Origin of the sequence: Candidatus Thiodiazotropha sp. LNASS1 (assembly GCF_964212655.1) — a bacterium.
Taxonomy (GTDB): Bacteria; Pseudomonadota; Gammaproteobacteria; order Chromatiales; family Chromatiaceae; genus Thiodiazotropha.
Window position 1 is genome coordinate 464,154 of the sequence record NZ_OZ156465.1, and the last position, 26,569, is coordinate 490,722.

Below are 26,569 nucleotides of genomic sequence, written 5' to 3' on the forward strand. Positions count from 1 at the left end.
TGCTTGTGAAGATTTCCTGAAATGATAATACTGCCGCCCCGTTAACTATCAAAGCAAAGCCATTTGATGAATATCGGATTACTAATCACATAGCGGATCGCCTCTCAGCAATGCCATCAAATCCAGCTTTCCTAACAGATTTGAGCTGTAATAATCATGATAATTGCTCTGGAGGACGATATATATATATTTTCTCCAACATAATAGTGACACTGCTCAGCACTCAGATCGATCAGGCATGCGGCATCGAGCGGTTTTCACCCATTCAACTCAGCACTGTAAGTGCACTATCTGACAATCATGATGGGTAATATTCACTGTTTTGCGCTGCTTGCGGTTGGGATAATAGTCTCGGGATAACAACAAGCGTAAGGAGAAGGAAATGATTATTTATCGAAATCCCTCTAACGCTAAGATCAAAGAGCTGATTACCTTATCGAGCGAGGGTGCCGCCAGGTGGATTGAAGAGAAAGAGACCGGTGATGTGTTTTACTGGCCCTCGGACATTGCCTATCACAAGCAGATAGCCGAGGTCCTGCATATCGAAGAGTATGAAAAGGGCATTGCCATTGAAGACAGGTATGAATCCTGATTATCCGATCCGGTGCCCGTGATCGAGTCTGTGAGGGTATGCCATTCGTCAGCATGCGCCTAACTTCAATCAAGAAAAAAAGGGAGAGTGATGTCTCCCTTTTTTTCAATGTGAATGGATTAACGGCTACGAATTGCGTTGACGCAAGCGGGTTATCCCGATACCGATCAGGCCCGCGCCCAGCAGAAGGAAGGTAGAGGGTTCCGGAACATTCGGTGTTGGAGTCGGGCTGGATGGGGGAACCGGCGGATTCGCTGTTTCACCCGCAAGACTGTAGGTAAAGGCCTCAATCGCTTCATTGTCATAGAAGGCAGTGCCGGTGAGTTCGATTAAATTATTGTTATCGGTAAATGTGAATTGCAGCAGGTTGTCTGAATCAGTGTCAATGATCGAAAAATAATCCGAATAATTGATCCCATAATCGTTACCGACAGCTGTACCGATAATGTTGTCCACATTAAGCCCGGCCAGACCGGTCGGTTCGTTTGTGCCGTCGGCGCTTATCGTGTAGAACCCCGGGCCATTTGTGGTGTGACTGAAGATTGGTAGCGCGTCAGTGGTACCGAAAAAACCTGATAACATAAAGAAAAACAAATACTTAATCTTATCCATGATCGTGCTCCCTTTGATTGATATTGTTTGTGGGGATTTTAAATCCTAACCTGAAGGTTTACAGGAAAGCAGCGAACCTTCCTCATGAGTCTAAAGGATAAAACAATCGCGCCGCATATTTGCGTATGAACTCGGCCGGCCATGCGGGCGGAATCTTATTTGTATTTTCGATATTTGTAGTATCAACCTGAACAAATCTATGCTAAAAAGTAGTATGATAATTCCTGATTTTTTATTGAGATAGATTCATTGTTTAAGATTATCTCTCAGCAAAGCCGGTGAAAAAGAAGAATCTCAAGAAAAAAGAACTCGCGGTCAGAATGAAGCGATTGGTTGACCAATTCTCCGATCTGAACAACCGGCTCAATCGAGTTTCCCACGACAAGCTCAATCAAGGATTGAAACTGGATCAGTTGAGTGAGGCCAATACTGGCATGCAACTGCGTCTGCAGGAGATGCAGAATCAGATTGGGCAATTGATCTCTCAAGAGGAAGAGCTGAGTAGTCTGCTGGACTCCCTGCGGCTGCAAGCCTCGGATCGGAGTACCACCGAGGAATCCCGCCCGGAACAACAAGAGATTCAGCGAAACATCGACTATTTGAACGAACAGCTGGCATCACTGCATGAGCAGCAACAGGCGTTCAAACAGGCTTTGGAGCGTGACAGTCGGTCGGCAGATAGCGCTGCCAATGACACAGACGATCTGCGACGGGAAATCGCCGATTTGCTGTCCCATATCAGGCGCCTTGAGGAGAGTGGCAGTGAACTCCTGATCAGCGACTCGAATCATGAATCGCAAATTCAGAGCCTGCAGAACGATATCGCTGAACTCAGCCACAAACAGGTGCTGAGTCAGACTGAGCAGGGAGAACCGCAACAGGAGGTCTCCCGGCTGTTGCAGGAGAGTGCTCAACCCCTGCGTCATGAGATTGAGCATCTGAGACATCAGCTCACTGAGAAGGGTGGTCAGCAGAAGGAGTTGGAACGTCGCCTGTTGGAGCTTGCCAATCGCATAGGTGAAACCGGGGCCAGACTGGAGAGTCAACAGCAGGATAAGGCGCGCAAGAACGAGGTATTGGAGCAACGTCTGTCGAAGTTGGAGAACCTGGTCAAGGATTTTGAACCGGTTTCCAATGCCGATGCGTCCCAACTGCTGGAGTTGGAGCGGAAACTCAACCAGGCCGAAGAGGATATGACATCCCTGTTGGCGGATAAGAATCGCGAGTTGGCAGCGCGCCTCGATTCCATCGATGGGGCATTGAATGAACAAGCGGTCAAGCACCAATCTTTCCAGGACAGGGTCAATCATCTTAACAATGATCTGGCTGACAGTAGCCGCAGTTTGCAAGAGCAGCTTGCATCCACTGATCTCCGGCTATCAAGTTACATAGACCAGCAAGCGGATCTGCCGGATCCATTGACCTCAATCTCTACTGTAATCGAGGAACAGAGAGAGCGTTTTGAGGAGACGGTCAACCAATTGAAAGGGGAGATAAGCGGTCTGCAATCGAAATTGCAGGTGCTCGATATGGATGAGCATGAGGCCGCAGAGAGATTGAACTCACTTGCCACCGATCTCGACCAGCAGGCCGGTAATCGAGAGCAATTGCAGGAATCGGTTACTGCCGCCAGGAGTGAAATCAACCGGAGAGTGGATGAAATCGAGGCGCGATTGGTCAATACAGAGCGCCTGTTCAAGGAACGAGAAGAGGCTGCACAGGATCAGTTGCACAGGTTGAACAGCGTTGCTGATGAGATGACCGAGCAGAGTAGGCATGGCGTGGATCTCAAGTTGACCACCGCTGCTTTGCAGGAAGACGCCAGCGGCCTGAAAGAGAGTGCCGGCAAACTCAGCGAACGCCTCGACACATTGGAGCAGACACTGCACCAAGGGGAACAGAAGCAGACACAAATTTCACAACAATTGTCCGTTGTTGAGCAAGATCAAAAGGAACTCCGTGAATTTAGCGACTTAGGGATCGATTCTCTGCAGGAGCGCGTGAAGACCGCATTGGCGCAACTGGCCGAACAATCAGGGCTGAATGAAGGGTTGTCGCAACGCCTGGATGATCTGGAATCATCCCTGCAAGCACAGTTTAAAGACATTGACTCCAGGCACCATCAATTACTGGAAACAGAGTCAGAAACCCGGGATCGGTTGCAACTCCAGGAACAAAACAGCCACACTCTCTCCGATGTGATCACGGATATTAAAACAGATCATCATCTACTGTTGGAACAGACTGAAAAACAGAAAACCTTTCTCGAGGCGATGACCTCCGAATACGGCAAACGCCAGGAGGAATCGGAGCAGATGGTTGAACGTCTGGGCCTGCTCGGTGCGCAGGTGGAGTCAGCCAGGTCGAGCGGGACATATCATAGCATTGCGATTGGCGGGCTTTTTGTATTACTCCTGCTTTCCATCCTGTTGGGTTACCAATATTTTACCGACAAGTTTGGCGGTTTCGAGCGTGACATCTCACTGAAGCTGATGGAAGCCAGTGAAAACTATATGACTCGGGACGAGATTGAAAAGCTGATGAGCGGTGGCGTTGCTCAGGAGGGAAGCGCCTATGATTCATTGGCGGTCGAAGAGCTGATGAACCAACAGGAGACCTTCGAGCAGCGATTGGATGAGTTTGAACAGCAAATCGCCGCATCGATAGGGTCAGTGGCGGGCGGGGCCGTGGATAGGGATCGAAGCCCGGTCGGACAGACAGAAGCGTTGGAGCCATCGACCTTAGATGTGAGGACGGAACAACGGCTGCAGCGAATGGAAGTGATGCTGGAGAGTCTGAGAAAAGAGTTTGGCTCCCGTATTGAACAACTTGATGCGCAGAACCGTGTTTATCTCAGCAGCCAGGATGAGATGGCCGCGATAATAAACCAGATGGCTACCACTCTGCAGGGGCTAAAGAGCGAGTATCAACAGTTGGAGCAACAACCGGTGTCACAAGATGGCTGGCAGGCGTTAAGAAGCCGTGGCGGCTATACCATTCAGCTGATCGGTGTTTCCAACCAAGAGTCAATTGCAGCTTTTGCCGACAAGCACGGCCTGAAGAGAGAATTAGCCTATATCGGTACCGAGCGAGAAGGGAGTGCATGGTACATCCTGCTGCACGGTACGTATGATACCTATACAGAAGCTGCAAACGCACTGGAGACCCTTCCAGAATCCTTGAAATCCCAGCAACCATGGATAAGAAAAATGCCGGACAAAGGAACGATCAATAGACTGTAAGGTTAGGTGTCTCTTGATTCAATCCACTGCGATTTCACCAAACAAGGGAAAACCGCTGTTTTTAATCCACTCTTTGGCTGACCGGCTCAGGATCATAACGGGCACTTCCAAATCGATCTGCTTGCAGTGTCTGGAGAATACCTTCATGGCCTCCTGTTGGGTATAGCGGGGACGGGTGTAAAAACTACCGGTCCGATCTGTTAAGAACCACTTGTCCAGATGCCGGGCAATTTGCAGGCGCGGCTCTTTGGTGGTTATCCGGGTATTACCGATCGTCAGGTCGAGGCCTTCACAGAGCCGCCCGATTATTTTTGGTATCTCATTGTCATACAGGCGTTTGACGGTTGACAGTTTTTTGAAATAGTGTGATTCCTGGACTTCACCTCGTGTCCAGGCGATGGCGTCATAGTCATCTTCAGCAGCGTGCATAAGCAGAAGTTTCAAGGCTAAACTCAGCCACTCCCTGCGGAAAGGTGCGGGTGTTATCCTGCCAGGCCAGCGATCTTTGTATCCATACATGGCGCCGCTCTGGTGCCAATCACTCTGTATCTCCTCAATGAACAGCAATCGCCTGCCCCGGCAGTCAATACGCTGTTTGGTGCGGAAGTGTACAAGCAGGTTTCGGGCATGGTAGTGGCCGGTGAAATGTGAAAGCGGATAGTCGGGCAGTGTCAGCAACCACTCGCGATAGTCGCTTCCGCCGTACAGACTTTTATGCTCATAACGGCCGTAGTGTGTATAGGCGACAGGAATGCCCAGATGTTGCAGAGCATGTCGACTGGCGGTAGTGAAGGCCTGTTCCTTGGTTGCAAAGTGATGCTGATTGGTTTCGTTGTCACCTATCGGATTGCCCACTGAATCGAGTGCAAACCACTGTTGCGATGAGGCGAGGGTATTCCAGCCTTTCTGCTTTTTCAGATATCCCACCTTGTAGTAGTGGACAGGATCCACGTAACGAAGGACGCAACAATCACTGGGTTCGGTAATGGCTCTGGGCGTAATTGAAAGGTTGATCGATTTTGAGGTGGGTATTTCTGTGAACTCAAGCTGACAGGCTTGATCTCTGACGATCTCATTGGTCAGACTGAGACGGGTAATTGAGAAATCAATATGCGACAAAAGTTGATCCCGGGTGATAGCGGTCCTGCTGTCTTCTTCCATCTTATCCAGAAAGGGCATCAGGCCGGACCAGGTTATCTCTTCTTCACGGACACCCGAACGTGACAGATTCAACAATGTTTGCCGCCATTGTACCGGCGAAGCACGATGCATAGACATCTGTTCTATCTTTTTACGTAAACTGCTGTAGAGCTGTTTGGGATAGCTATACTGTTTTTCCGTCAATACAAGTTTATCCCCGGTCACGCGTTTTCGAACATGCTCGATCTCCCTGATCTGCTGTTCCTGCTGTATCCAATCATCGAAGGCCTGGTAGTCTGATGATGACCAGTGGAGTCGTGGCAGATCTGCAAGCGTATAACCGGAGAAAACAAAAGAGGGATGATAGGGTGGGTTTTTCAACCGATCCGGTTTGACGATGATGTCGACAAAACCATACAAATCACGATGAGATGTGTCCGCACCTACCACGCGGTTGAGTCGCAATGCGTGGTAGCGTGCGCGGATATTACTTATTCCGGCCAACTGTCCACTGGGTAATGGGATCATCTTGCTCGCACCCTATCTGTTGTCTGCGCCTTTTGTAGCATCTGCTGGTTTTATAGCAGGCCACCGTTTCAGTTTTAACAGAGTGGATGTAGGGAAATGGCGGTCATACACCATAATTCATGCAACAAGCCCTGGTTGAATCTTACCCGAGGATCCATTCGCAGGCTGAGCTCTATTGAAATACAAACGATGCGTAGAGGGGATGTGATTCCGGTTCCTTTTTAATCAGCGCAATAGTTGTGGTATTTCCAGCGTCTATTTTTTTACAATCAGACACAAGGGTGGGTGACTGACTTTCGCTGGGTGTGTGAATGGTGTGACCGCGCTACTGGCAGGCATAGTGTCGCGGTTGATATTGAATGGCTTTCTCATCTTCAGCCCTTTGTGGTTGCCACTGGAGTCGGTATTCTGGTTCACTGTAATAATGACTTTACCGGCCAAAGTGGTCCACGATGGGTTTGTGACTGATTCTTACGTTAGGCTATGGTCATTTATCTGGCCGTGATATAGAAGAAGTTCAATATGCGGTCTTAAGATCCTTTTAGGTTGAGCCGGAGATCAATATGGCTGATAACTACCAAGGCTGCTGTCATTGTGGTGCTGTCCGCTTCTCTTTTGAGGGCGATATCATTGAAAAGGGATTGCGTTGTAACTGCTCAATTTGTACCCGTAAGGGTGCGATGATGAGTTCCCAAGCGATCCCACCGGAACAATTCAAAATCCAGGCGGAAGAGGGTGCATTAGGCCTCTATCAGTTTGGCGCCAAGACAGCGAAGCACTATTTTTGTAACCGTTGCGGCATCTACACATTTCATGAAACCGCCAGGTTTCCGGGGCACTTCCGCGCCAATCTGGGCTGTATTGAGGGGATCGATCCCTTTTCAATGGAGTACGATCTGTTTGATGGCAAGCATCTGCTTTAATTTATCTGCGTTCACAATCAGTAAAGTGCAAAATGGCCCGTAAAAGAGGCAAAAGAGGACAATTCCAGCGTTTTTACAAGGGATTGTTGAGGTGGGTCTTTCTACTCTTCTTCGCATCATCGATGTTGCTTTTCGCATTGATACTGATATTCCGTTTCGTTGATCCGCCGACATGGTCGTGGAAACTTCAACGAGAACTCAATCCCCCTGTCAACCAATCAATTGTATCGAAACATGAGTGGTGGGACCTGCAGTACATACCGCCCGCCATGCAACTGGCAGTGGTGGCAGCGGAAGATCAGAATTATCCCCGTCACATGGGAATTGACTTCAACGCGGTTCAACAGGTCCTGAAAGAGGCTGAAAGAGGTAGGGCGCTACGCGGCGCCAGCACCCTGACTCAGCAGACGGTAAAAAATCTCTTTCTTTGGCAGCGTCGGGATTGGAGCCGTAAACTGCTTGAAGGAGGTCTTGCCCTTGTGCTTGAAGTACTCTGGGGTAAGCGTAGAATTCTCGAGGTCTACCTGAACATTGTAGAGTTTGGTCCTGGTGTCTACGGTGTTGCCGCCGCCAGCGAATATTGGTACCAGCTTCCACTGGATCAGATATCGCATAATCAAATGGCCAGATTGGCGGCGCTTCTTCCCAATCCCTGGCGCTACCGTGCAGAACCGCCAACACCCTATGTCAGTGAACGGGCAGTGTGGATTGAGCAACAGATGGATCGACTGGGATATGTCTGGTTACTGCCCGTCACCGGCGGTTGAATCCACGAGCCTGGTGTCGTCCACGGGGCCTAAGTTGATGGCTGAAAGACAAACTCTACCGGCATACCCTCTAAACGCTGCTGGAAATGATCAAGCAGTTTCCGCGATGTCAGGACGATAACAAAGGTTGTTTCCGCGGTATCCCGATTTTGCAGGTCCTTCGCCAGGGCTTCAGTGGCGGAAAGATCCATATAGGAGACCACGCTCAAGTCAAGAAGCACGCTATCGTATCGATGGCGCTTGAGCAGACTGCTCAATTGATCGATTGAGGCATAAAACAGATGGCCTTCGACGCGGATCTGAACCGATTCGTCTTCCTTCTTAATATTAATATCAAGTTTTGAAGCGGATAGAACAAACAGGATCAGCGACAGTATAAATGCAATGATCAAACCGGTTTGCAGGCCGAGAAATACTATTCCGAACAATGTTGTGACAAAGACCAACAGTTCGCCGGTCCAGGAAAACAGGCGGGCGATCTCTCCGGGTTTGATCATACCTATACCCACCAGCATCAATGTGCCGGCGATAACCGGCATCGGCAGATAGGTGAGCAGGGTGCCAAGGGTATCAATCAGGATGAAAACGATAAATGCTGAGAGTATACCGGCCAGGGGCGTAGCTGCCCCCAACGACATGTTCAAGGCTGTTCGGTTAAAACTGCCGGAACCTGCGAAGCTCGAAAAGAAGGCAGCGAGGGTATTGGCGATACCCTGAGCGAATACCTCCTTATCCAGGTTGATTGACTGGTCGGTGTCACTGCGCAGGTGTTTGATGATCACCATTGACTGGGCCAGTCCAATGAGCGCTATGGTAATGGCATTGGGTAACATGGCCAATCCCACCAGCAGATACTCGAGATCCATCTTCGGGCTTGAGAGAGGCAGGGCCTGAAAGGGTATATGTCCAAGCAATTCTATTTCCGTATCGACTTGAGTGAATATACCCATCACAAGCAGGCCTGCGGCATAGCCGACAACCATGGCGATCAGGATTGCATACCGGGGGAACCTGATTTTTGCGATGATTCCTGTAATCACAGTTGTGATACCGATGGTAAAGCTGTAGGGATTGATCAAAGACTGCCAATCATCAGCCATGACAAAGAGTTTTTCGAAGAAGAAAAGGGTCCCCGATGGGGTAAGCCCCAGCATACCGTCGAGAGATGAGAGGATGAGGATGATACCTACACCGACCGTGATGCCGGTTATGGCTGCCGGGCTTAGGTATTGAAAATATTTGCCGCCCCTGAGTAACCAGATTGATAGTTGAATCAGTCCAACCATCAGGCTGAGCAGTATCACATAGTCGATATAGAGCGGGCTGCCACGCCCTGCGAAAGGCGCTACCGTTATGCCGATCAATACGGCAACCGCGGTGTTTGGTCCACCCAACATCGAACTGGTGCCGAAAAGACTGGCGAAGAGGGTTACGAAAATCGACGTATAGATGCCATATTCAGGCGGTAGTCCTGCCAGATAGGCGAAGGTGATGCCCTGGGGTATCACCAATATGGCTGCGACAACAGCGGCAAACGCCTCTGTCGTTAGCTTCAGCTCTCCTGCTTGAGATGGCCTCCATGGAATTAACTCCGACAACAGTCGCAGATATCTCATATCACTATCATTGGCCGAGTGTCAGCAGGCCCAAAATTCCATGGTTTAACCTCGTGTCTATTCCGGCAGCTCAATCTACTCCACCAGTCCGGAGATGGATTCAAAGAGTTTCAACATTTTACTTCGCCGGGGATCGCCCGGCCGGATCTGCATATTGATGTAGGCCGATACATCCAGGGCATCCTGATGGGTCAGGGAACGCTCCTGTCCGAGGGGCATGTTCGCCCAGATGAATCCGGCCGCCTTTTTGGTATTGGCCATGCCGGCACCTTTATTGTATGCATCCATTCCCCACAACGGCGGTATACCTGGAATGCCATGGCCGTCACTGCCGTGGCATAGGGCGCACTTACTGTCATAGATGGCCTTGCCATTGGCTGGATTCGGGTCATAGCCTGTGTCGGGCAGGGTGGGTACCCCGCGTCCCGGTGGTGCCTCGCCTATCATTTCACCATAGGAGATATGGGAGATGTAGGCCGCCACAGCCAATATCTCCGGCGAGTCCTCCGGAGGCATGATGCCATCCAGGCTATAGACGAAACACTCACGGATACGCAGTCCTATACCATTCCGACGCCCGTTCTTACTGCGCCATTTCGGGTACATACCGGCAACATTGAGGGGAATGGCATCCGGTTTCCGTCCGGCGTTGAGGTGGCAGTTACTGCAACGTAATTGGTTGCCGGAATAACGGGCGCCAAAGCGTTCGGTTTCAGTGATGATGCGATAGCCGAAAACAACATTGCTATGGTAATCGTCCAGGTAACTCCGCTTGAGTAACTCTTCGATCGGGACGGGGGTGCCTGCTGCTAAAGGCTCGATAGCGAGCAGCCCAAACATAAGTATAAATGGGTGTAGAAATCGGCCGGATTCAAATACCTGACGAACCAGTCGCGGTAAAATAATGTTTTTGCTATTCAATGTGTTATAAACATTCTAAATAACAGATGCATGGTATGTTAGAACCTGTGTCCAAGTGACCTGCAGCCTGGCAGGCGGCAGGTGAGTGGGAGGAATTTACCATAATTAAAGTGGTTTTTTTAGATATAAGCTTCAGAGTCTGGTGTAGTTCACCTTTATGACTCTAATCACAGGGTCCTAAGCGCTTTCCAATGGTCTTTGAACTCACTTGCACACCTTCCACATCTATATTGATTACACCTTCGGCGCTATCACCATGGTAGGTGATACTTCCATGGCTTCTGGTTACACCTGCCGCTTTGGTGCAGCTAATATTCCACGACACCTTATCCCCCTCTGTGGTGAGCTCGATATTTTCACAAGCCTTTCCCAATTGACTCTCCTTAGGTACGAAATCGGCCCTGGTGATGCAGGTTGTATAGGAAGTGGGTGGCAGCTGTATCGGCATGCCGGGCATATTCAGTACCGCTGTCCACTGCCACTTTCCCGGATTCATATTGATCTCAGATGCGTCGCTGACCTTTGAGAGAAACAGGAAAAAAGAGAGCGAGATAGCAATAGTTCTGAAATTCATCGGTAGATCCAATGAGACTGGAAACTGTCAGCAGGAATAGCTGGCAGATAATCTATCGCGTTTCGAACGCCGATGACGAGATCTGATTCACAAGGCAACAATGCTCCGAAGTTAAACTTGGCCTGCAATTTGCTGTTGGACTGGGTAAGGGCATATTCAACAGGAGAACAGCATTGGTTATTCAGCTTTGGATTGGGTTGCTATCACTCTCCGTACTGGGTTCTGTGAGTATACAGCTGTTAGCCCCGGGTTCCGGGCTGATCGCGATTATTTCAGGTCTTTTCCTGGTTGTAGGCGGTACTCTACTGACAGCCATCATGAGCCACTCCTTCAATTCCGTATTGACGCTTTGGGAGCTGATTGCCGATTTTCGTCGTCCCTCAGCCAACACGGAAGACGAAGAAGAGGGGTTCAGACGTTTTCTGCAAGCGGCAAATTACTTCCGCCGCGGCGAAATTCGGCCGGCTGAAGCGGTCACTCAACAGATCTCAGAACCGCTGCTGCGCCGGGGGACACAACTGATCTTGGACGGTTTTCCCCGTGACCAGGTAACGCTTACGCTGCAGCGCCAGATTGCAGAAGACCGGGACCACTTGCGCCGCCCTGCCGAGATGTTGCGAGCCATGGGAGGCTATGCACCGGCATTTGGCATGCTTGGAACATTGCTTGGTTTGGTGCAGATGTTATTCGGGTTGGGGTCCGGAAATCTGGCCTCTATCGGTGCGGCCATGGGTTTCGCCATGCTGACCACAGTGTATGGCCTGGTTTTGGCCAATCTGGTGTTCAAACCCTTAGCCAGCAAACTCGAGCAACGCGGCAGACAGTTGATTACACGTCGCGTCGCACATCTCCAGGCAGTCATGATGTTGTGCGACCGGCAACATGCTGAACTGATCAGGGAAATGATGGATGAGGTAAATGCCAGGCAGGACATGCGGCAGGCGGCTCATGAGTTGCAGTTGATCGCAAATCCCAACCAGCATGCGGCCTGAGGGCATGACTACCGATGACCATCAACAGTGGAAAGAACCAGATGCTCGATAAAGCAGCCAGGGAAGAAATACTGGATGGCACTACCTGGTATGCCTGGGAGATTGAAGAGAACGATGGCGGATGGCTACTGACCTATGTGGATGTGCTGAGCGTCATCCTGGCCATGTTGGTAGTGTTATTGGGACAGATGGCAGTACAGCATCTCCAGACAACCAATGAAGACAGCCGGATGGCGGCGAGCTATGAGGCCGTTCCCAGCGACGAGCCGACTATTGAAGTACAACAACCGCAACCATCGATTCAAACTGACGCTGATTCCGCACAGACCATTGATGCCGAAACCCGTCTGGTTGCGGCGATAGAGGATCGTTTCCAGGATGAGGTTAAGGTTGTACAACGGGACAAGGGGATCTCCCTGGAGATCGCCGATGTGATTCTTTTCGATTCAGGCAAGGCGGAACTGCTTGCCGAGGCCCTGCCCGTATTGAAAAAGCTCGCTGTGACACTGCAGGAGATTGGCGAGGCGGATATTGCCGTGGAAGGGCATACCGATGACAGGCCGATTTTGGGTGGCAGGTTTCAGTCGAATTGGGAACTGGCAGCTGCTCGCGCCAATGCAGTTACCCGTTTTCTGTTGGACCAGGGTTTTGCGCCGAAACATCTGCGTTCGGTCAGCTATGCGGATGCTCATCCTGTTGCAGATAATTCAAATCCCAATGGTCGTGCCGAGAATCGCCGTGTCAATCTGCGCGTGGAGTTCTTGAAATAGCCGTTAGATGCTTATTCAAGTCTCATACAGGCTGAGTCCTGAATGGATGAGGCATCCTTAAATTCCTATACTCATAATTTGATGTGATGCACTCCCCATTCTAGTCCGTCGCTCAGGCCTAGTTCCCTGTTTTTTGATCGACGTCAAGTTCAAACCTCCCTGGAATATCCGATTCTTTGCCAAGCTATTTGGTATTTATGCAATTATTGGAGTAGAAGAGCCATGGGATTTTATAGAGTCGGCATTGCTGTATTGATTGGATGCTTAACCGTTTCATGTGGCGGCGGTGGTGGCGGTGGCGGGAACAGTGATAACACCAATACATCGACTATATCCATGGCTGAGTTGGGAAAGAAGCTGTTTTTTGATACCAATCTATCCAGTGGCAGCAACCAGGCATGTGGCTCTTGTCACGACCCGGACAACGGCTTCGCCGATCCTCGTGTCAGCGTTACAGCTCCGGTTTCTGAGGGATCCGTAGGCGGAGAATTTGGTGATCGAAATGCGCCCACCGCTGCCTACGCCTCTTTCGCTCCATCCTTTGGGGAAGTTGCGGATCAGGATCAGACACCGGAGACAAACTCCAATTACCAGGGTGGGCAGTTTCTCGATGGGCGTGCCGTTGACCTGGTTGAACAGGCCAAGGGGCCCTTCCTCAACCCGGTCGAAATGAATAACACGTCCGAGGCCGAGGTTGTCGCAAAGGTACAAAACTCTGACTACTCTTCGGACTTCATCGCTGTATTCGGTGCGGATGCGTTTAATGATACAACGATGGCCTATCACAACATTGCAACCGCGATCGCAGCATTTGAAGCTTCTTCAGAGGTCAACAGATTCAGTTCGAAGTTTGACGCTTACCTGATGGGCAACTACACCATGACTGCGTCGGAACAGCGTGGGTTTGATCTGTTCATGGATGCCGAGGTGACTAAATGCGCAAACTGTCATACAGTCGGTGACACACCTGAAACATCCCTGTTTACAAACTTTCGCTACTACAATATCGGAACACCGATTAACCTGAATAACCCCGCCTATCTGGCTGACAGCTCTTTTATCGATATCGGCCTCGGAGCCAGCAGTGCGATTGCTGAGTCAGACAGGGCAGGAGAACGGGGTAAATTCAAGGTTCCCACCTTGCGCAATGTGGAGTTGACGGCACCCTATATGCACAATGGTGTCTACGCCACGCTGGAAGAGACGGTGCTGCACTATGATATTCAGGTTGCAAACCTGTTTATCACGCCGGAAGTTAATGACGACAACATCGCGGCTGAAATGAATGCCGGCACTTTTGTCGGTCTTGGATTGTCCGATCAGGATCGTGCTGATCTGGTCAATTTTATGAAAACCCTGACCGACGGTTACTTTTAGGGTCTGCTGCCACCTTTATCCCGGCAATCAAATCAGCGTTACATGCAGCATTGACTCGCAAGCCGATGTGCTCAGCGGCGTTTTTTGTTCTTTCCTTTTTTAGGTCTGTCCGGGCCCACGCGAATTGTACTGCCGCCTAGATCGCTACCATCAAGTGCAGCGATTGCGGCCCGGGCTTCGTGACCCTCCATATCGATGGTGGCGAAACCTCTACAGTCACCGCTGAAGAGGTCCTTGGCTATTTTAAGAGAACGCACTACGCCATATTCTGTAAAGAGTGCTGTCAAACTCTCTTCTGTGGTCGATCTGGGAAGACCACGAACCGATAGGGTAATCATTGACCTATTCCTGAGTAAGTGTGATGAAAGACCAATCCGTGCATCCCTGTACGGATATCGCCCGTTGGTTCGCAGATATGACAGGATGCCAAGGTGAGTGGCAACGGGGAAGAATTAAGAGTTACAGGGGAACTACGTTATCAGCCTGCGGACCCTTCTTACCCTCGACCTCGGTAAATTCCACTTTTTGACCATCCTCCAGAGAACGGTGTCCTTCACCGGCAATAGCGCGAAAATGGACGAAAAGATCCTTGCCGTTTTCACGTTCGATAAAACCATAACCCTTTCCGCTGTCGAACCATTTAACGGTTCCGATCTGTCTTTCTGACATCAGTAAATTACCTCAATGAATTGCAAATATGCCCGCCACAATAAACGGACCATCCCCACGGATCTTGGCAGGCGCTATGTTGCTCGATTCGGTTGCATCTGTAGTGAGACAGCGAATTTGAGGCGTTATAGGCAGGTCAAAGATCATGCAGACCACCCACGATACTTCTCCCGGTAAAGAAATGCAAACAACAAAATTTATTCGCCGAGTAGCTGCCACCGATTGAAAGGTCCCTGGATGTATTTGTGGCGAATGGGTGGTGATGATATGTAACATATTGTAATAAAAGGTTATTTTAGGGTTACTCGCTTGTAACTAAGGAAGCTGCTTTGATAGAAAGTCGATGATTGAGCCAAGACGGGAACGATAAGAATAGTTAATTGAATATAGATGTGGGAAGATTGATTGGCTAAATCGATAATTTTGCGGACCGTGCAAGAATCTGTGTGTTTTCTATATATATCAATAAGTTAAGTATTTTCGTATTTATTATTGCGGCACTGTTGATGCCTGTCTCACAGGCCCCTGCCTCAGATACCGTAAGAGTACTGATTGTACACGCCTACAGCCAAGAATATCCCTGGACCAAGGGGCAACATGAAGGTTTTGTCGAAAGGCTAAAACAGGGATTAACCCTACAACCCACGATAAAAACAGAATATCTGGACACAAAACGCATTCTCTATGATGAGGATTATGCAGATCGATTTGCCGATTACCTGAAGCGGAAATACCATGATTTCAATCCAGATGTACTGTATGTCACAGATGACAACGGTTTGAGTTTTGGTATAGATGAGCTCTCCGCACTGTTTCCTGACACACCGTTATTCTTCTCCGGAGTCAACGATTATTCGATCCAATCCAAGCTTGACAAAAGCAGAGTCACCGGCGTTTTTGAAAAAAAAGAGATTGGGCCCAATCTGGATTTACTAGATGCTCTATTTGGCGATGTAAGCCATATCGTGGTGCTTGGCGACGATTCAAATACCTACCAGGCCATCGAACGTGAAATACATCAGGAGATGGCGACGCGACCGCGGATGAAGATTACCTATCTGGCGGATAATCGACTGGACATTATTTTGAGTCGCTTGACTCAGATTGAAAGGCCGGTAGTCCTACTCACTACTTTAGGTGCATTACAGAATAGTCAAGGCGAGATACTCAATCTCCACCAGACAATTTCACGTATAACATCATCCAACGCGGATGTCGTTATCAGCATGGAAGATGCTTATCTCTTAGATGGTGTGCTGGGTGGCTATGTCACCAGTGGCCATGCACAAGGATCGACTGCCGCCGCTCTGATGCGCGATTATCTTGACGGCCAACCCATCAGTTCAATATTGCCTGTTACCGACAGTCCGAATGAATATGTAATTGATCACAGGGTTCTGGAGTCCTTAAAGCTGGATTTACCAGACTACATTCACAGCAAGGCCAAGATCCTCCACCCCAGCATCAGTTTTTATCAGGATAATCGTAATGCGATATTGTCGATTCTTATCTTTCTTGCAATTGCATTAGTTGCAACACTGATTTTTTATAGCCTGGTAACCTCGCGTAAGAATCGAAAACTGCGATTACAGTCTACCCAGCTTCTTCATCAAGGGCGAATGCTTCGAGAAAGCGAAGAGAAATACCGTTTATTGTTTGAGCTTTCCGAAGACCCAATGCTAGTGATTCAAAGCGACAAGTTCGTTCTGGCCAATGATGCGGCAATTCGGACGTTGGGATATGGCAGTGCAGATGAAATACAACAGGTACATCCATCCAGTTTGTCCCCCGAAAAGCAGCCGGACGGGCAGCTATCTGTGAGTAAAGCCGACGACATGATGGAGCAGGCCTATTTGAATGGGTATCATCGATTCGAATGGCAGCATCTAAAAAAAGACAGTAAACCGCTCCTCTTAGAGGTCTCATTGACACGAATACCTTTCGAAGGCAAAAGTGCACTGTTTTGTGTATGGCATGATATAACCGAGTGGCGACGTGCTGAACGGGGATTGCGCGAAAAAACCACTTATCTCAATAGCATATTAAGTGCATCGATTAAAATTGGCTTTATTGCGACTGACAATGATCTGAATATTACCTATTTCAATCAAACTGCCGCTCAGATATTCGGTATGAAACCTGACGAGCTGGAAGGTAAAGACATTCACTTCTTTCACGGCGGAGTGGGCAGTGTGGCCGATCAGCAGATGTTCAAAGCGTTGCAATCAGCCAGGGAAGAGGGTGAGTTTCGTTTCTCTTTGCAACGTATAATTGATGGCAGTAAACAATATATTGATGCCAGAATCTCGCCTATCTGGGATGAATCCAAGATTTTGAATGGCTACATGCTGATGGCTGAGGATGTAACCAAACAACACGCTGATGAGGAGTTGATAAAATTTCAGGCTACCAATGATATTCTCACCAGTCTGCCCAATCGACGAACACTTGTGGATCGTTTATCTCAAACCGTTTCACGCTGTTTGCGGCATAATAAACTGGGCATTGTGATCTTTATCGATCTGGACCACTTCAAACATATTAACGATACGCTCGGACATACGGTCGGCGATAGCTTGCTGCAGCAGCTGGCTGTTCGTATGCAGGAATCGGTGCGAAGCGAAGATACCGTGGCACGTTTGGGGGGTGACGAATTTGTTGTCCTGTTATCTGAAACCAATGAGGATTTAGAGACTGCCATCAACAACGCACAGGTTATCGCCGGTAAACTATTGCAGGCGATTGCCATTCCCTATGATATAGAAAAGCATGATATAAGAACCAGTGCCAGTATTGGTATCACAATCTTCCCCACAGACAATGAGTCGGCTGACGATGTACTGAGAAAAGCGGATACAGCCATGTATCAGGCAAAAGAGGCCGGCCGCAATACGATCAAGTTTTTCTCACCTGAAATGCAACAGAAAGTTGAAGCTCGATTAAGGTTATTGGAGCAGTTGCATCAGGCAGTCGATAAGAGGGAATTTCTGGTCCACTTCCAACCGCAGATTGACCTAGACGGACAAATGGTTGGCGCCGAAAGTCTGGTGCGTTGGTGCATGCGTGACAATACTTTAGTGTTACCGGACGAATTCATTCCATTGGCTGAAGAGAGTGGCCTGATAGAACCGATCAGTGAATTTGTATTGCGTGAATCACTTTTGGCACAGCTGAAATGGATGCGGCAGTACCCTGAACACAGGGTTCCACGCATATCGATTAATGTCAGCGCCATGCAGTTTCGAAAAAAGAATTTTGTCGATGCGATCAGAACGGCCGTGAAGGATAGCGGCAATGACCCGGACAACCTGACACTTGAACTGACGGAAAGTATGCTTATCGGCAACATCGACGAGACCGTCGAAAAAATGAAGGAATTAAAGGATTTCGGTGTCAGATTCTCCATTGACGATTTCGGAACCGGCTATTCATCATTGGCTTATTTGAAAAGCCTGCCGATCAGTGAGATTAAGATTGACCGCTCCTTCGTCCGGGATATACTCACCGATCCGAATGATGCCGCATTGGTGGAGACTATTCTCAATCTGGCCAAACAGTTACATCTGGAGGTTGTTGCGGAAGGCGTTGAAACACAGGAGATACGCAACATGCTTTTAGAGTATGGATGTACTGTTTTTCAGGGCTATTATTTCAGTAGACCCATACCCCTGGAGCAATTTGAAAAAACGTATCTAACCGACCCTGGCATATCAACCACCCAGTAATGCGGCTACCTCCTTGCTTCGTTTTACCCGTGAATGTCGATGTGTCGATGATTGGCTTTCATTCTGCTTGCTGCGCTTGTGTTTGTGTGTGGCTTTTGTCGGGGACTGTTTTTCTGCGTCAATTCGGGTATCTGATTGTCGGGTTTTATTGACAGATCGCTTCTTGGTTGTATTTACACGGTTTTTGTTGCCGTTCGGTTTTCTGTTTTGTATACGATCATTACCATTTCCTCGCTTCTGAATGGGCTCGGCTTTGATGTTGGGATCCGGTTCGTAGCCTTCAACAACTATTTCCGGAATCTTTTGTTTCAAAAGTCGCTCAATATCCTTTAACAGCTTGTGTTCATCCAGGCATACGAGAGATATGGCTTCCCCTTCATTTCCGGCCCTCCCGGTACGCCCGATACGGTGGACATAGTCCTCGGGGACATTGGGTAACTCGTAGTTTACAACATGAGGCAGCTGGTCGATATCCAAGCCACGTGCGGCGATATCGGTGGCTACCAGCACACGTATCTCACCGTTTTTGAAACCGGCCAGTGCCCGGGTGCGCGCACCCTGACTTTTATTGCCGTGAATCGCCGATGCGCTAAGACCGTCCTTCTCCAGTTGTTGTGCCAGACGGTTAGCGCCATGTTTGGTGCGTGTGAATACCAACACTTGTCGCCAGTTTTGCGATCCGATCATATGGCTCAACATCTCTCGCTTGCGCCGTTTATCCACCGGATGGACCACCTGTTTGATCCTTTCGGCGGTGGTGTTTCTACGCGCGACCTCTATCAATTCGGGATGATCCAGCAAGCGGTCAGCGAGTTTTTTGATATCACTGGAAAATGTGGCGGAAAAGAGGAGATTCTGACGTTTGTTGTTGTCGGGCAGCAATGCCAATACTTTGCGGATGTCATGGATGAACCCCATGTCCAACATGCGATCGGCTTCATCCAGCACCAATATTTCAATTTGGGAAAGATCCACTGTCTGCTGACCGGCATGGTCCAATAGCCTGCCCGGCGTGGCGATCAGGATATCAACACCACGGCGCAGTTCATCGATCTGAGGGTTGATCTTGACGCCGCCGAAGATAACCGCAGAACGTAAGGATGTGTGGCGGCCATAGGTCTGGACGCTGTCGCCAACCTGGGCTGCCAGTTCCCGGGTTGGCGTCAATACCAAGGCCCGAACAGGTCGTTGACCGTTATGTGAAGGTTTTTTTGCCAGCCGCTGCAGCAGGGGTAAGGTGAAGCCTGCAGTCTTGCCTGTACCGGTCTGGGCGCCGGCCATGACATCCCTGCCTGTGAGAATGACGGGGATTGCCTTGCGCTGAATCGGTGTGGGTTGGGTGTAACCCTGATCGTGAATGGCGCGCAGAAGTTCGGCCGACAGGCCGAGATTTTCAAATGACATGGGATAGTACTCCGTAACCTGCTGTAGCTCCATTTCAACAGGGAGCATGAAGCGGTTACTTGATTAATTTGTTGGATTTCCAAAAGGGGAGTTGCTTGCTCAACCCTATGGCCCCGCACCGGAAGTCCTGTGTCGGGTTGTGAATCTGAATCTATTTGTTACTCCAGTCTTGCCCTCCCTGCGACAGCAATGCTGGCGGGAGCCGGTCCGGGCTGGAAAAGATAGCTGTCAATAAGCGGGAAGCGCTGTCCCTGATGAGGGAGAGGCGAACGGCTCAAGGTATTTCGACGAGCGGATTATCCTAGTGGGCGCTAACCGGTCAAACGCCCCCGAAGCGGTGCACTATACCAGAAAAATCGTCACCGATCAGATTTGTTTCGTTTTTTCGCCTTGCGGAGGCCTTTTTTACCCATTTTCGGCTGCTCCAATCTGCTGATGTTCAAGCGTTGGCCACAGACCCAAGCCCTTTTCAGATCCTGATAAATATCTTTCGGTATCCCGACCGGCAGATCGACGAGGCTGAAATCATCATGGATATCGATATGCCCGATATACTGAGCATCAAGCCCCGCTTCATTTGCGATTGCGCCAACGATATTGCTGGGTTTGACCTGGTGTTGATGCCCTACATCGATGCGAAATCGCTCCATCCCATTTGCGGGACGGGTCTGTGGTTTGCGCTGACGTTTCTCATTTTTCCCACGTTGTGACTTCGACTCTGTATCTCGCCGGGCTGGCCTCTCCCTTTCCGGTTTCAGCAATAAAGACTGATCACCCATCGACAGCTTGGCCAGTGCGGCGGCAATCTCCAGTGCAGGTACATCGTGCTCCTGCTGAAACTGCTCCAGCAGGCTTTGCATGAATTCCAGTTCTCCTGCTGCAATGGTATCGCTGATGCGCTGTTTAAAATTGGCGATACGCTTGTTGTTCACCATTTCGGTGGTCGGCAGCTCGAGGGATGCGATTTTTTGTCTGGTTGCCCTCTCTATGGCTTTGAGCATGCGACGTTCGCGCGGGGCAACAAAAAGAATGGCGTCACCGATACGTCCGGCGCGCCCGGTTCGCCCGATGCGATGGATATAGGCCTCGGTGTCATGGGGAATGTCGTAATTTATGACATGGCTGATCCGCTCAACATCGAGGCCGCGAGCGGCCACGTCTGTAGCGACCAGGATATCGAGAGAGCCACGCTTCAGGCGCTCGACCATCTGTTCCCGCTGCTTCTGCACCATGTCTCCATTCAATGCTGCGGCGGCATAACCCCTGGCTTCCAGGCGCTCAGCCAGTTCACTGGTGGCGGTCTTGGTGCGTACAAATATGATGATGGCGTCGAAGGTCTCCACCTCCAGGATGCGTGTTAGCGCATCGAGTTTGTGCAGGCCGCTGACCTGCCAATAGCGTTGTCGAATGGTATCTGCAGTCGCGGTTCGCGTCTTGATCGCGATCTCGCAGGGATTGTTGAGGTGGTGACGGGCAATGTGTTGGATCTCTTTCGGCATGGTTGCCGAGAAAAGGGCTGTCTGATGCACTTCCGGGATCTGTTGCAGAATCCACTCCACGTCATCGATAAAGCCCATGCGCAACATCTCATCCGCTTCATCCAGCACCAGAGCTTGCAATGAGTCCAGTTTAAGCGTCCCTCTGCGCATGTGATCCATCACCCGTCCCGGAGTGCCGACAACCACGTGCACCCCTCTTTTCAACTGCCTGATTTGACCAGAATAGTCCTGGCCGCCGTACACCGGCAGTACATGAAATCCCTTGATATGGGCCGCATAACGTTGAAAGGCCTCGGCTACCTGAATCGCCAACTCCCGGGTAGGTGTAAGGACCAATACCTGGACGATGTGTTGTTTGGTGTCGAGTCTGGATAGCAGGGGCAGGGCGAAAGCAGCTGTCTTGCCGGTTCCCGTCGGTGCGTGTCCCAACAGATCCCGGCCTTCCAGCATATAGGGGATGGTCTGAGCCTGAATTGGCGACGGTGTTTCGTAGCCGACCTCGTCAAGTGCCTTCAATAAAGGCTTGGGCAGCTTTAAATCACGGAAACTGGAGTGGAGGGCGTCGGTGTCTGACATTGGGGGATTCCTGGTGGGGCGAAGCGATATGGCCATAGGCAAGGCCGGGCGGAGCAGTATAATGTTTCACCTAGTGATTACAATAGCTTATTTAAATTAACCGGGTTAAATGGCGTAAAAAATGAAGATTGAACAGATTTGGGTCGATGCCGATGCCTGCCCGAAGGTGATCAAGGAGATTCTTTACCGTGCTGCTGAGCGGGTAAGGATAGCGTTGATTCTGGTTGCCAATCAGCCATTGCAGGTGCCGGGTTCCCGCTATATCCGCACGGTCCAGGTGGGGGCCGGTTTCGATATTGCCGATAACTACATTGTACAACGGGCGCAGCCCGGCCATCTGGTGGTAACGGCAGATATCCCCTTGGCGGCCGAAGTGATACCGAAAGGGTGTCTGGCATTAAGTCCGCGCGGGGATCTCTATACCGAGGAGAATATCCGCCAGCGTCTGAATATGCGTGACTTCATGGATACATTGCGTGGCAGTGGCATTCAAACAGGTGGACCGGCAGCACTCAGCCAGGCTGACAGGCAGGCATTTGCCAATCAGCTTGACCGCTTGCTGACTTGTTGAGCAGGCGGTCTGGTGGCCTCCAAGACTATTTCAAACCGACCTTTTCGCTGGTGGAACGTGTATCGAGGCTGAGTGCGGAATAGAGCGGGCAGGTGGCGAATAGACCGGTCAGCAGCAGAATAAGCCCAATCCAGCCGACTGGGCTTTGCAATCCATAGAAGATATTTCCGATCAGCAAGATACCAATAATGATGCGGACGACACGGTCGATTATACCGACATTTTTTTTCAGTAAATCCATATGTGTTGCTCCCGATAATAATGATTATAAAAAAGCCTACCATAACCTCTATGTGTATTGATTGTACCCTATAGCTGATTAACAATTGTTTTCATAAAATCGGCCGTTCGATCATGAATCATACGCTTGATATGTTCCTTACAATGTCGCTGATTGCCAATGAACCAATGCATGGGTGAGCCATGAACGCCAAACACTTGCGTGAATCGTTACGCAGCTCAGCGGATCCTGTAATAGCGGAACACTCTCAACGCTTCTTCAAAACCGGTAAGGGTGAATATGGTGAGGGGGATCGCTTTCTGGGTATCCGAGTACCCGTACTCCGGCAACATGCCCGACAGCACCGCAACATACCCATCAAGCAACTCCTTCAATTGTTGCGCTCCGGATATCATGAAGAGCGTCTCTGTGCGCTGTTAATCATGGTATTGAAATATCAAAGCGGTACTGATGAAGAGAGGGAAACAATCTTTCAACACTACTTGAACAATACGCGATATATCAATAATTGGGATCTGGTAGACAGCAGTGCCTACCATATCGTTGGTGTACACCTCGAAAATAGAGACAGGCGCATATTGCACAACCTGGCCAGGTCGGAAAGCCTTTGGGAGCGCCGTATCGCCATTATCTCAACCCTGCATTTCATTAAAAAACAACAGTATGAGGATACCTTAAGGATATCGCGTCAACTGTTGGATGATACTCATGACTTGATACACAAGGCGGTTGGCTGGATGTTGCGGGAGGTGGGAAATCGTGATCTATCCGTTGAGCAGAGATTTCTTCACGAGCACTACCAGAGTATGCCCCGTACCATGCTTCGCTACGCGATCGAGAAGTTTCCGCAAAAACAGCGCAAAGCCTATCTGAATGGCCAGGTTTGATTGTTATGCCGTATAAACTGCATTAAATCAGTCGATATGCCATAATGTGTGTGAAATTTATTATATTCTTCATACGATGGCCGTCACGACTCAATTCCGCTCTTTCTTGCTGCTTGTCCTGCTGGGTTATGCGCCTTCCTGCCTCTCCCATGGGGTGGGTTTGAAGATAGAACGGCAGGAGGCGGCTGTTATCTGGCTTCACCATACCGACGACACTCCCCTGGCCGATGTTGAATACGAACTCACTGCAGACGGTGGGAACGCACCCTATCAATCCGGAAAGAGCGATGCATCGGGTAGGGTTGTGTTCATTCCCGGGGATGTCCGGGGGTGGCGGTTAAGGGTCTTCAGCGAGGACGGGCACGGTATCGATACCGTCTTCGAATTGGCTCCAGGTGTGGCATCACACTCCCATACTGGCCATACCTATTCCGACTTCACCAAACTGATTTTGGGTATTGGTATCCTGTTGAGTGGATTTGGAGTGATGATGTTGTTTACGAAGCGTAAGAGACGGTGATGCATTCAACACATTGCATCTGCTGAATATGCATATACCCGACGGTTTCATTGCACCACAGTTCTATCTGCCGGCCTATGTGGTGACAGGCGGAGCCTGGTTATGGGCGGCGCGGGGTCTTAAACAGCGGCTCAATGAAGAGACCATACCCCGTTTGGCGGTGATCACCGCATTGGCCTATGTCATTGGAATGGTCATGTTGCCTCTGCCTGGGGGAAGCACGGGACATCTGGTGGGAATCGCCATGCTGGCGATGCTGTTTGGTGTAAGGCTGGCTTTTTTGGCATACAGCCTGGTGCTCTTGCTACAGGCGCTGCTGTTCGGCGCGGGGGGGATTACAGCCTTGCCGGTGAATGCATTCGCGGTCGGACTTGTCGGTGCTGCAGTGATGACCCTATGCATGGGTTTGCGAGGTGAGCGAAATCCGCTGCCATTTCTAGCGGCAGGGACATTTCTGGCGGTGGTGATACCCGCTTTGCTGATAGCGTTGGTATTGGGGATTCAGCCGTCCATCGCCCATCGGGATGACGGTACCCCCCTGTTTTTTCCATTCGGCCCCGAGGTGGCGGTGCCCGCGATCCTTCTGCCTCATCTGATAATTGGCGGGGTGGAGGCGCTGCTTACCCTGGCTGTCTGGCGTTATGCCAAGACAAGGGGGTGGTTGGTATGAGGGATTTGCGTTGGATAGTGCTCTATCTGCTTACCGTGGTTGGGGTGACATTGATACATCAACCGTTGTATCTATTGATCGGCCTGGTTGTGGTGATTCTGTTTTCGGGTTCGCTACGTTGGCGTCTGCTACGAAAGGCGCTCCTCTCCGTGTTGCTGTTCAACACAGCTGTCTCCCTTGGATATCTGGTAATCGCCCTGCTGAGGGATGAGTTCCACATCGAGTACCTGATATTGATCAACGCTCGTGTGTTGTTGCTGGTGATGCTGGGATTTTGGCTGAGCGCCAGGATTAATTTCGCCAACGCATTGAGGTTCTCGCCCACACTAACGTTTTTAACCACCTTGGCTGCAGGTCAGATTCGTCTGATGAGCCGCATCATCAACGATTATCGCGCGGCGTTTGAGAGCCGCTGCCTGAAAAGACCGAACTGGCGTGAACGGTCCCGGCTCGCAGTGGTGCAGACGGAAGCGATAGTGGAGCAATCCCATCATGCCGCAACAGAGATCAGCCAGGCGATGCGTTCAAGAGGCGTATTCAATGATTGAACTGGATCGTATCGGATTCAGCTGGCCTGAGGGTCCTGCTGTATTCAAGGATCTGTCCCTGCGGGTGGAGACGGGAGAGAAGTTGGTGGTGTTGGGTGCCAACGGATGTGGTAAGACAACCCTGCTCAAGCTACTGAACGGTCTTCTGTTTGCAACCTCTGGAGACTATCGCTACAGGGGGGATCCGGTCACCAGGCAGCTTGTACGCAGCGGTCCATGGGCCAATCGATTCCGGCGGGAAATGGTATTGCTGTTCCAACATCCGGAGGCGATGTTGTTCAATCCCACGGTTGCCGATGAGATAGGCTATGGCCCCCGCCAATTGGGCATTCCCGACAGTGACAAGCTGATTCAGGAATGGGCCGGGCGTTTGGGGCTTCAACCGTTACTGGAAAAGGCCCCCTATAGCTTGTCCGGCGGTGAGAAAAAGAAAGTGGCATTGGCCGCGCTGCTGGTGCTGGAACCGGCGTGCCTACTGCTTGATGAACCCATTGCCAATCTCGATCCTCGAAGCAGTGGCTGGGTGGTCGATTATCTGCTTGCCACTGAGGCGACAGTGATTATCACGACCCACAATTTAAGTATGGCTGCTGAATTGGGCGAGCGCTGCCTTATCATGGATGAGCGGGGCACGCTCTGTTTTGACGGCCCGGTCAAACAGGCTTTGGCGGATATGGAATTATTGCAGCAAGCCAACCTGGTGCATCGTCATCAGCATCGGCACGGTGCAATCAGCCATTCCCACCCACATGTACACGATTGGGAGTAGATGAAGCCATGACAGATTCCAACGAACTTGCCCGCGTCACTGTTTCACTACCGGAAGGTTTACTGAATGAACTGGATAAACGCTACACCGATCAGGGTTATGCATCCCGTTCAGAGCTGGTGCGGGATATGATAAGAGAAAAACTGGTGGAGGAGCGCTGGGCCGGCGAGCATGAAGATGTGTTCGGTGTATTGACCATCAGCTACGACCATCATCAACGTGGCTTGACCGAGAAGATCAACCATATCCAACATCACAGCTATATCAATGTTCTCTGCACAACCCATGTGCATCTTGATCACCATCACTGTCTGGAAACCATTATCGTGCGGGGAAAACCCGATGAAATAGAACAGTTGGTCACCAAGATAGGCGGTATGCGAGGCGTCAGATTCTCCAAATTGACCCGAGCCTCGATACCGGCGATGTGAATCAA

The 26,569-nt window shown here is 50.2% G+C and carries 25 protein-coding genes; 15 read left to right on the forward strand and 10 right to left on the reverse strand.

Features of this window, described 5'->3' with window-relative positions; all coding sequences use genetic code 11:
* The first annotated feature begins 382 nt into the window (after positions 1 to 382).
* On the forward strand, positions 383 to 592 hold the full coding sequence (locus AB8516_RS01940; RefSeq protein ID WP_069128303.1) for a hypothetical protein: 210 nt from the start codon (positions 383 to 385) through the stop codon (positions 590 to 592).
* Positions 593 to 718: 126 nt separating this feature from the next.
* On the opposite strand, the gene AB8516_RS01945 is transcribed toward AB8516_RS01940, so the two are convergent.
* The gene (locus AB8516_RS01945; RefSeq protein ID WP_369157548.1) at positions 719 to 1,204 is read right to left on the reverse strand and encodes a PEP-CTERM sorting domain-containing protein; all 486 of its coding nucleotides are present in this window, start codon (positions 1,202 to 1,204) and stop codon (positions 719 to 721) included.
* Between the two features lie 278 nt (positions 1,205 to 1,482).
* On the opposite strand from AB8516_RS01945, the gene AB8516_RS01950 reads away from it, so the two are divergent.
* The gene (locus tag AB8516_RS01950) at positions 1,483 to 4,446 is read left to right on the forward strand and encodes an SPOR domain-containing protein (RefSeq protein WP_369157550.1); all 2,964 of its coding nucleotides are present in this window, start codon (positions 1,483 to 1,485) and stop codon (positions 4,444 to 4,446) included.
* Positions 4,447 to 4,464: 18 nt separating this feature from the next.
* Here the strand turns inward: AB8516_RS01950 and AB8516_RS01955 are convergent, their stop codons facing one another.
* Positions 4,465 to 6,114, reverse strand: a complete 1,650-nt coding sequence (locus AB8516_RS01955; protein WP_369157552.1) for a hypothetical protein — start codon at positions 6,112 to 6,114, stop codon at positions 4,465 to 4,467.
* Between the two features lie 563 nt (positions 6,115 to 6,677).
* Here AB8516_RS01955 and AB8516_RS01960 point away from each other — a divergent pair.
* Positions 6,678 to 7,037 (forward strand): GFA family protein, encoded by a 360-nt coding sequence (locus AB8516_RS01960; protein WP_369157554.1) that lies wholly within the window; start codon positions 6,678 to 6,680, stop codon positions 7,035 to 7,037.
* Positions 7,038 to 7,069: 32 nt separating this feature from the next.
* Complete coding sequence (gene mtgA / locus AB8516_RS01965) at positions 7,070 to 7,804, forward strand: monofunctional biosynthetic peptidoglycan transglycosylase (RefSeq protein ID WP_369157556.1); 735 nt, start codon at positions 7,070 to 7,072, stop codon at positions 7,802 to 7,804.
* 29 nt (positions 7,805 to 7,833) lie between these two features.
* Here mtgA and AB8516_RS01970 read toward each other — a convergent pair whose 3' ends face one another.
* The 3 genes from AB8516_RS01970 to AB8516_RS01980 all read right to left on the reverse strand — a co-directional run bounded on the left by AB8516_RS01970 (position 7,834) and on the right by AB8516_RS01980 (position 10,915).
* Entirely contained in the window at positions 7,834 to 9,420 is a 1,587-nt protein-coding gene (locus tag AB8516_RS01970) for a SulP family inorganic anion transporter (protein WP_369157558.1), read from the reverse strand.
* A 75-nt stretch (positions 9,421 to 9,495) separates the two neighbouring features.
* Positions 9,496 to 10,260 (reverse strand): c-type cytochrome, encoded by a 765-nt coding sequence (locus AB8516_RS01975; protein WP_369157560.1) that lies wholly within the window; start codon positions 10,258 to 10,260, stop codon positions 9,496 to 9,498.
* Positions 10,261 to 10,504: 244 nt separating this feature from the next.
* Positions 10,505 to 10,915: a DUF3617 family protein gene (locus AB8516_RS01980; protein WP_069128295.1), complete on the reverse strand. Its 411-nt coding sequence runs from the start codon at positions 10,913 to 10,915 to the stop codon at positions 10,505 to 10,507.
* Positions 10,916 to 11,088: 173 nt separating this feature from the next.
* Here AB8516_RS01980 and AB8516_RS01985 point away from each other — a divergent pair, with 173 nt between their 5' ends.
* The 3 genes from AB8516_RS01985 to AB8516_RS01995 all read left to right on the forward strand — a co-directional run bounded on the left by AB8516_RS01985 (position 11,089) and on the right by AB8516_RS01995 (position 14,054).
* Complete coding sequence (locus AB8516_RS01985) at positions 11,089 to 11,907, forward strand: motility protein A (RefSeq protein ID WP_108289588.1); 819 nt, start codon at positions 11,089 to 11,091, stop codon at positions 11,905 to 11,907.
* Positions 11,908 to 11,948: 41 nt separating this feature from the next.
* Positions 11,949 to 12,677, forward strand: a complete 729-nt coding sequence (locus AB8516_RS01990; protein WP_369157563.1) for a flagellar motor protein MotB — start codon at positions 11,949 to 11,951, stop codon at positions 12,675 to 12,677.
* Between the two features lie 222 nt (positions 12,678 to 12,899).
* Positions 12,900 to 14,054 carry a cytochrome-c peroxidase gene (locus AB8516_RS01995; RefSeq protein ID WP_369157565.1) on the forward strand — a complete coding sequence of 385 codons (1,155 nt, stop codon included), beginning with the start codon at positions 12,900 to 12,902 and terminating at the stop codon, positions 14,052 to 14,054.
* 71 nt (positions 14,055 to 14,125) lie between these two features.
* Here AB8516_RS01995 and AB8516_RS02000 read toward each other — a convergent pair whose 3' ends face one another.
* Both AB8516_RS02000 and AB8516_RS02005 read right to left on the reverse strand, forming a co-directional pair.
* Positions 14,126 to 14,392 (reverse strand): RNA recognition motif domain-containing protein, encoded by a 267-nt coding sequence (locus AB8516_RS02000; protein WP_369157567.1) that lies wholly within the window; start codon positions 14,390 to 14,392, stop codon positions 14,126 to 14,128.
* 121 nt (positions 14,393 to 14,513) lie between these two features.
* Complete coding sequence (locus tag AB8516_RS02005) at positions 14,514 to 14,723, reverse strand: cold-shock protein (RefSeq protein ID WP_069128290.1); 210 nt, start codon at positions 14,721 to 14,723, stop codon at positions 14,514 to 14,516.
* A 506-nt stretch (positions 14,724 to 15,229) separates the two neighbouring features.
* Between AB8516_RS02005 and AB8516_RS02010 the strand changes: the two genes are divergently transcribed.
* Positions 15,230 to 18,448 carry an EAL domain-containing protein gene (locus tag AB8516_RS02010; protein ID WP_369157570.1) on the forward strand — a complete coding sequence of 1,073 codons (3,219 nt, stop codon included), beginning with the start codon at positions 15,230 to 15,232 and terminating at the stop codon, positions 18,446 to 18,448.
* Here AB8516_RS02010 and AB8516_RS02015 read toward each other — a convergent pair.
* Together AB8516_RS02015 and AB8516_RS02020 are read right to left on the reverse strand one after the other, a co-directional pair.
* The gene (locus tag AB8516_RS02015; protein WP_369157572.1) at positions 18,434 to 19,852 is read right to left on the reverse strand and encodes a DEAD/DEAH box helicase; all 1,419 of its coding nucleotides are present in this window, start codon (positions 19,850 to 19,852) and stop codon (positions 18,434 to 18,436) included. The genes AB8516_RS02010 and AB8516_RS02015 overlap by 15 nt on opposite strands.
* A 359-nt stretch (positions 19,853 to 20,211) precedes the next feature.
* A complete protein-coding gene (locus AB8516_RS02020; protein ID WP_369157574.1) occupies positions 20,212 to 21,927 on the reverse strand; it encodes a DEAD/DEAH box helicase in 1,716 nt (571 codons plus the stop codon).
* Positions 21,928 to 22,048: 121 nt separating this feature from the next.
* Between AB8516_RS02020 and AB8516_RS02025 the strand changes: the two genes are divergently transcribed.
* The gene (locus AB8516_RS02025) at positions 22,049 to 22,498 is read left to right on the forward strand and encodes a YaiI/YqxD family protein (RefSeq protein ID WP_369157576.1); all 450 of its coding nucleotides are present in this window, start codon (positions 22,049 to 22,051) and stop codon (positions 22,496 to 22,498) included.
* A 25-nt stretch (positions 22,499 to 22,523) separates the two neighbouring features.
* Here the strand turns inward: AB8516_RS02025 and AB8516_RS02030 are convergent, their stop codons facing one another.
* A complete protein-coding gene (locus AB8516_RS02030; protein WP_369157578.1) occupies positions 22,524 to 22,739 on the reverse strand; it encodes a YgaP-like transmembrane domain in 216 nt (71 codons plus the stop codon).
* Between the two features lie 182 nt (positions 22,740 to 22,921).
* Between AB8516_RS02030 and AB8516_RS02035 the strand changes: the two genes are divergently transcribed.
* The 6 genes from AB8516_RS02035 (at position 22,922) to nikR (ending at position 26,564) form a co-directional block, all read left to right on the forward strand.
* On the forward strand, positions 22,922 to 23,626 hold the full coding sequence (locus tag AB8516_RS02035; RefSeq protein WP_369157580.1) for a DNA alkylation repair protein: 705 nt from the start codon (positions 22,922 to 22,924) through the stop codon (positions 23,624 to 23,626).
* 76 nt (positions 23,627 to 23,702) lie between these two features.
* A complete protein-coding gene (locus AB8516_RS02040; RefSeq protein ID WP_369157582.1) occupies positions 23,703 to 24,146 on the forward strand; it encodes a hypothetical protein in 444 nt (147 codons plus the stop codon).
* A 28-nt stretch (positions 24,147 to 24,174) separates the two neighbouring features.
* The gene (locus AB8516_RS02045; RefSeq protein WP_108289580.1) at positions 24,175 to 24,816 is read left to right on the forward strand and encodes an energy-coupling factor ABC transporter permease; all 642 of its coding nucleotides are present in this window, start codon (positions 24,175 to 24,177) and stop codon (positions 24,814 to 24,816) included.
* Positions 24,813 to 25,364 (forward strand): hypothetical protein, encoded by a 552-nt coding sequence (locus tag AB8516_RS02050; protein WP_369157585.1) that lies wholly within the window; start codon positions 24,813 to 24,815, stop codon positions 25,362 to 25,364. The genes AB8516_RS02045 and AB8516_RS02050 overlap by 4 nt, the downstream gene beginning before the upstream one ends.
* Positions 25,357 to 26,133, forward strand: a complete 777-nt coding sequence (locus AB8516_RS02055; protein ID WP_369157587.1) for an energy-coupling factor ABC transporter ATP-binding protein — start codon at positions 25,357 to 25,359, stop codon at positions 26,131 to 26,133. Before AB8516_RS02050 ends, AB8516_RS02055 begins: the two co-directional genes overlap by 8 nt.
* Positions 26,134 to 26,141: 8 nt before the next feature.
* Positions 26,142 to 26,564, forward strand: coding sequence for a nickel-responsive transcriptional regulator NikR (gene nikR / locus AB8516_RS02060; protein WP_108289577.1), 423 nt, complete (start codon positions 26,142 to 26,144; stop codon positions 26,562 to 26,564).
* Positions 26,565 to 26,569: the final 5 nt, after the last annotated feature.

Bases quoted from the DNA above. Each gene is read 5' to 3' on its own strand.
- AB8516_RS01940 (WP_069128303.1), top strand. From the start codon at position 383: ATGATTATTTATCGAAATCCCTCTAACGCTAAGATCAAAGAGCTGATT.
- AB8516_RS01945 (WP_369157548.1), bottom strand. From the start codon at position 1,204: ATGGATAAGATTAAGTATTTGTTTTTCTTTATGTTATCAGGTTTTTTC.
- AB8516_RS01955 (WP_369157552.1), bottom strand. From the start codon at position 6,114: ATGATCCCATTACCCAGTGGACAGTTGGCCGGAATAAGTAATATCCGC.
- AB8516_RS01960 (WP_369157554.1), top strand. From the start codon at position 6,678: ATGGCTGATAACTACCAAGGCTGCTGTCATTGTGGTGCTGTCCGCTTC.
- mtgA (WP_369157556.1), top strand. From the start codon at position 7,070: ATGGCCCGTAAAAGAGGCAAAAGAGGACAATTCCAGCGTTTTTACAAG.
- AB8516_RS01970 (WP_369157558.1), bottom strand. From the start codon at position 9,420: ATGAGATATCTGCGACTGTTGTCGGAGTTAATTCCATGGAGGCCATCT.
- AB8516_RS01975 (WP_369157560.1), bottom strand. From the start codon at position 10,260: ATGTTTGGGCTGCTCGCTATCGAGCCTTTAGCAGCAGGCACCCCCGTC.
- AB8516_RS01980 (WP_069128295.1), bottom strand. From the start codon at position 10,915: ATGAATTTCAGAACTATTGCTATCTCGCTCTCTTTTTTCCTGTTTCTC.
- AB8516_RS01990 (WP_369157563.1), top strand. From the start codon at position 11,949: ATGCTCGATAAAGCAGCCAGGGAAGAAATACTGGATGGCACTACCTGG.
- AB8516_RS01995 (WP_369157565.1), top strand. From the start codon at position 12,900: ATGGGATTTTATAGAGTCGGCATTGCTGTATTGATTGGATGCTTAACC.
- AB8516_RS02000 (WP_369157567.1), bottom strand. From the start codon at position 14,392: ATGATTACCCTATCGGTTCGTGGTCTTCCCAGATCGACCACAGAAGAG.
- AB8516_RS02005 (WP_069128290.1), bottom strand. From the start codon at position 14,723: ATGTCAGAAAGACAGATCGGAACCGTTAAATGGTTCGACAGCGGAAAG.
- AB8516_RS02010 (WP_369157570.1), top strand. From the start codon at position 15,230: ATGCCTGTCTCACAGGCCCCTGCCTCAGATACCGTAAGAGTACTGATT.
- AB8516_RS02015 (WP_369157572.1), bottom strand. From the start codon at position 19,852: ATGTCATTTGAAAATCTCGGCCTGTCGGCCGAACTTCTGCGCGCCATT.
- AB8516_RS02020 (WP_369157574.1), bottom strand. From the start codon at position 21,927: ATGTCAGACACCGACGCCCTCCACTCCAGTTTCCGTGATTTAAAGCTG.
- AB8516_RS02025 (WP_369157576.1), top strand. From the start codon at position 22,049: ATGAAGATTGAACAGATTTGGGTCGATGCCGATGCCTGCCCGAAGGTG.
- AB8516_RS02030 (WP_369157578.1), bottom strand. From the start codon at position 22,739: ATGGATTTACTGAAAAAAAATGTCGGTATAATCGACCGTGTCGTCCGC.
- AB8516_RS02035 (WP_369157580.1), top strand. From the start codon at position 22,922: ATGAACGCCAAACACTTGCGTGAATCGTTACGCAGCTCAGCGGATCCT.
- AB8516_RS02040 (WP_369157582.1), top strand. From the start codon at position 23,703: ATGGCCGTCACGACTCAATTCCGCTCTTTCTTGCTGCTTGTCCTGCTG.
- AB8516_RS02045 (WP_108289580.1), top strand. From the start codon at position 24,175: ATGCATATACCCGACGGTTTCATTGCACCACAGTTCTATCTGCCGGCC.
- AB8516_RS02050 (WP_369157585.1), top strand. From the start codon at position 24,813: ATGAGGGATTTGCGTTGGATAGTGCTCTATCTGCTTACCGTGGTTGGG.
- AB8516_RS02055 (WP_369157587.1), top strand. From the start codon at position 25,357: ATGATTGAACTGGATCGTATCGGATTCAGCTGGCCTGAGGGTCCTGCT.
- nikR (WP_108289577.1), top strand. From the start codon at position 26,142: ATGACAGATTCCAACGAACTTGCCCGCGTCACTGTTTCACTACCGGAA.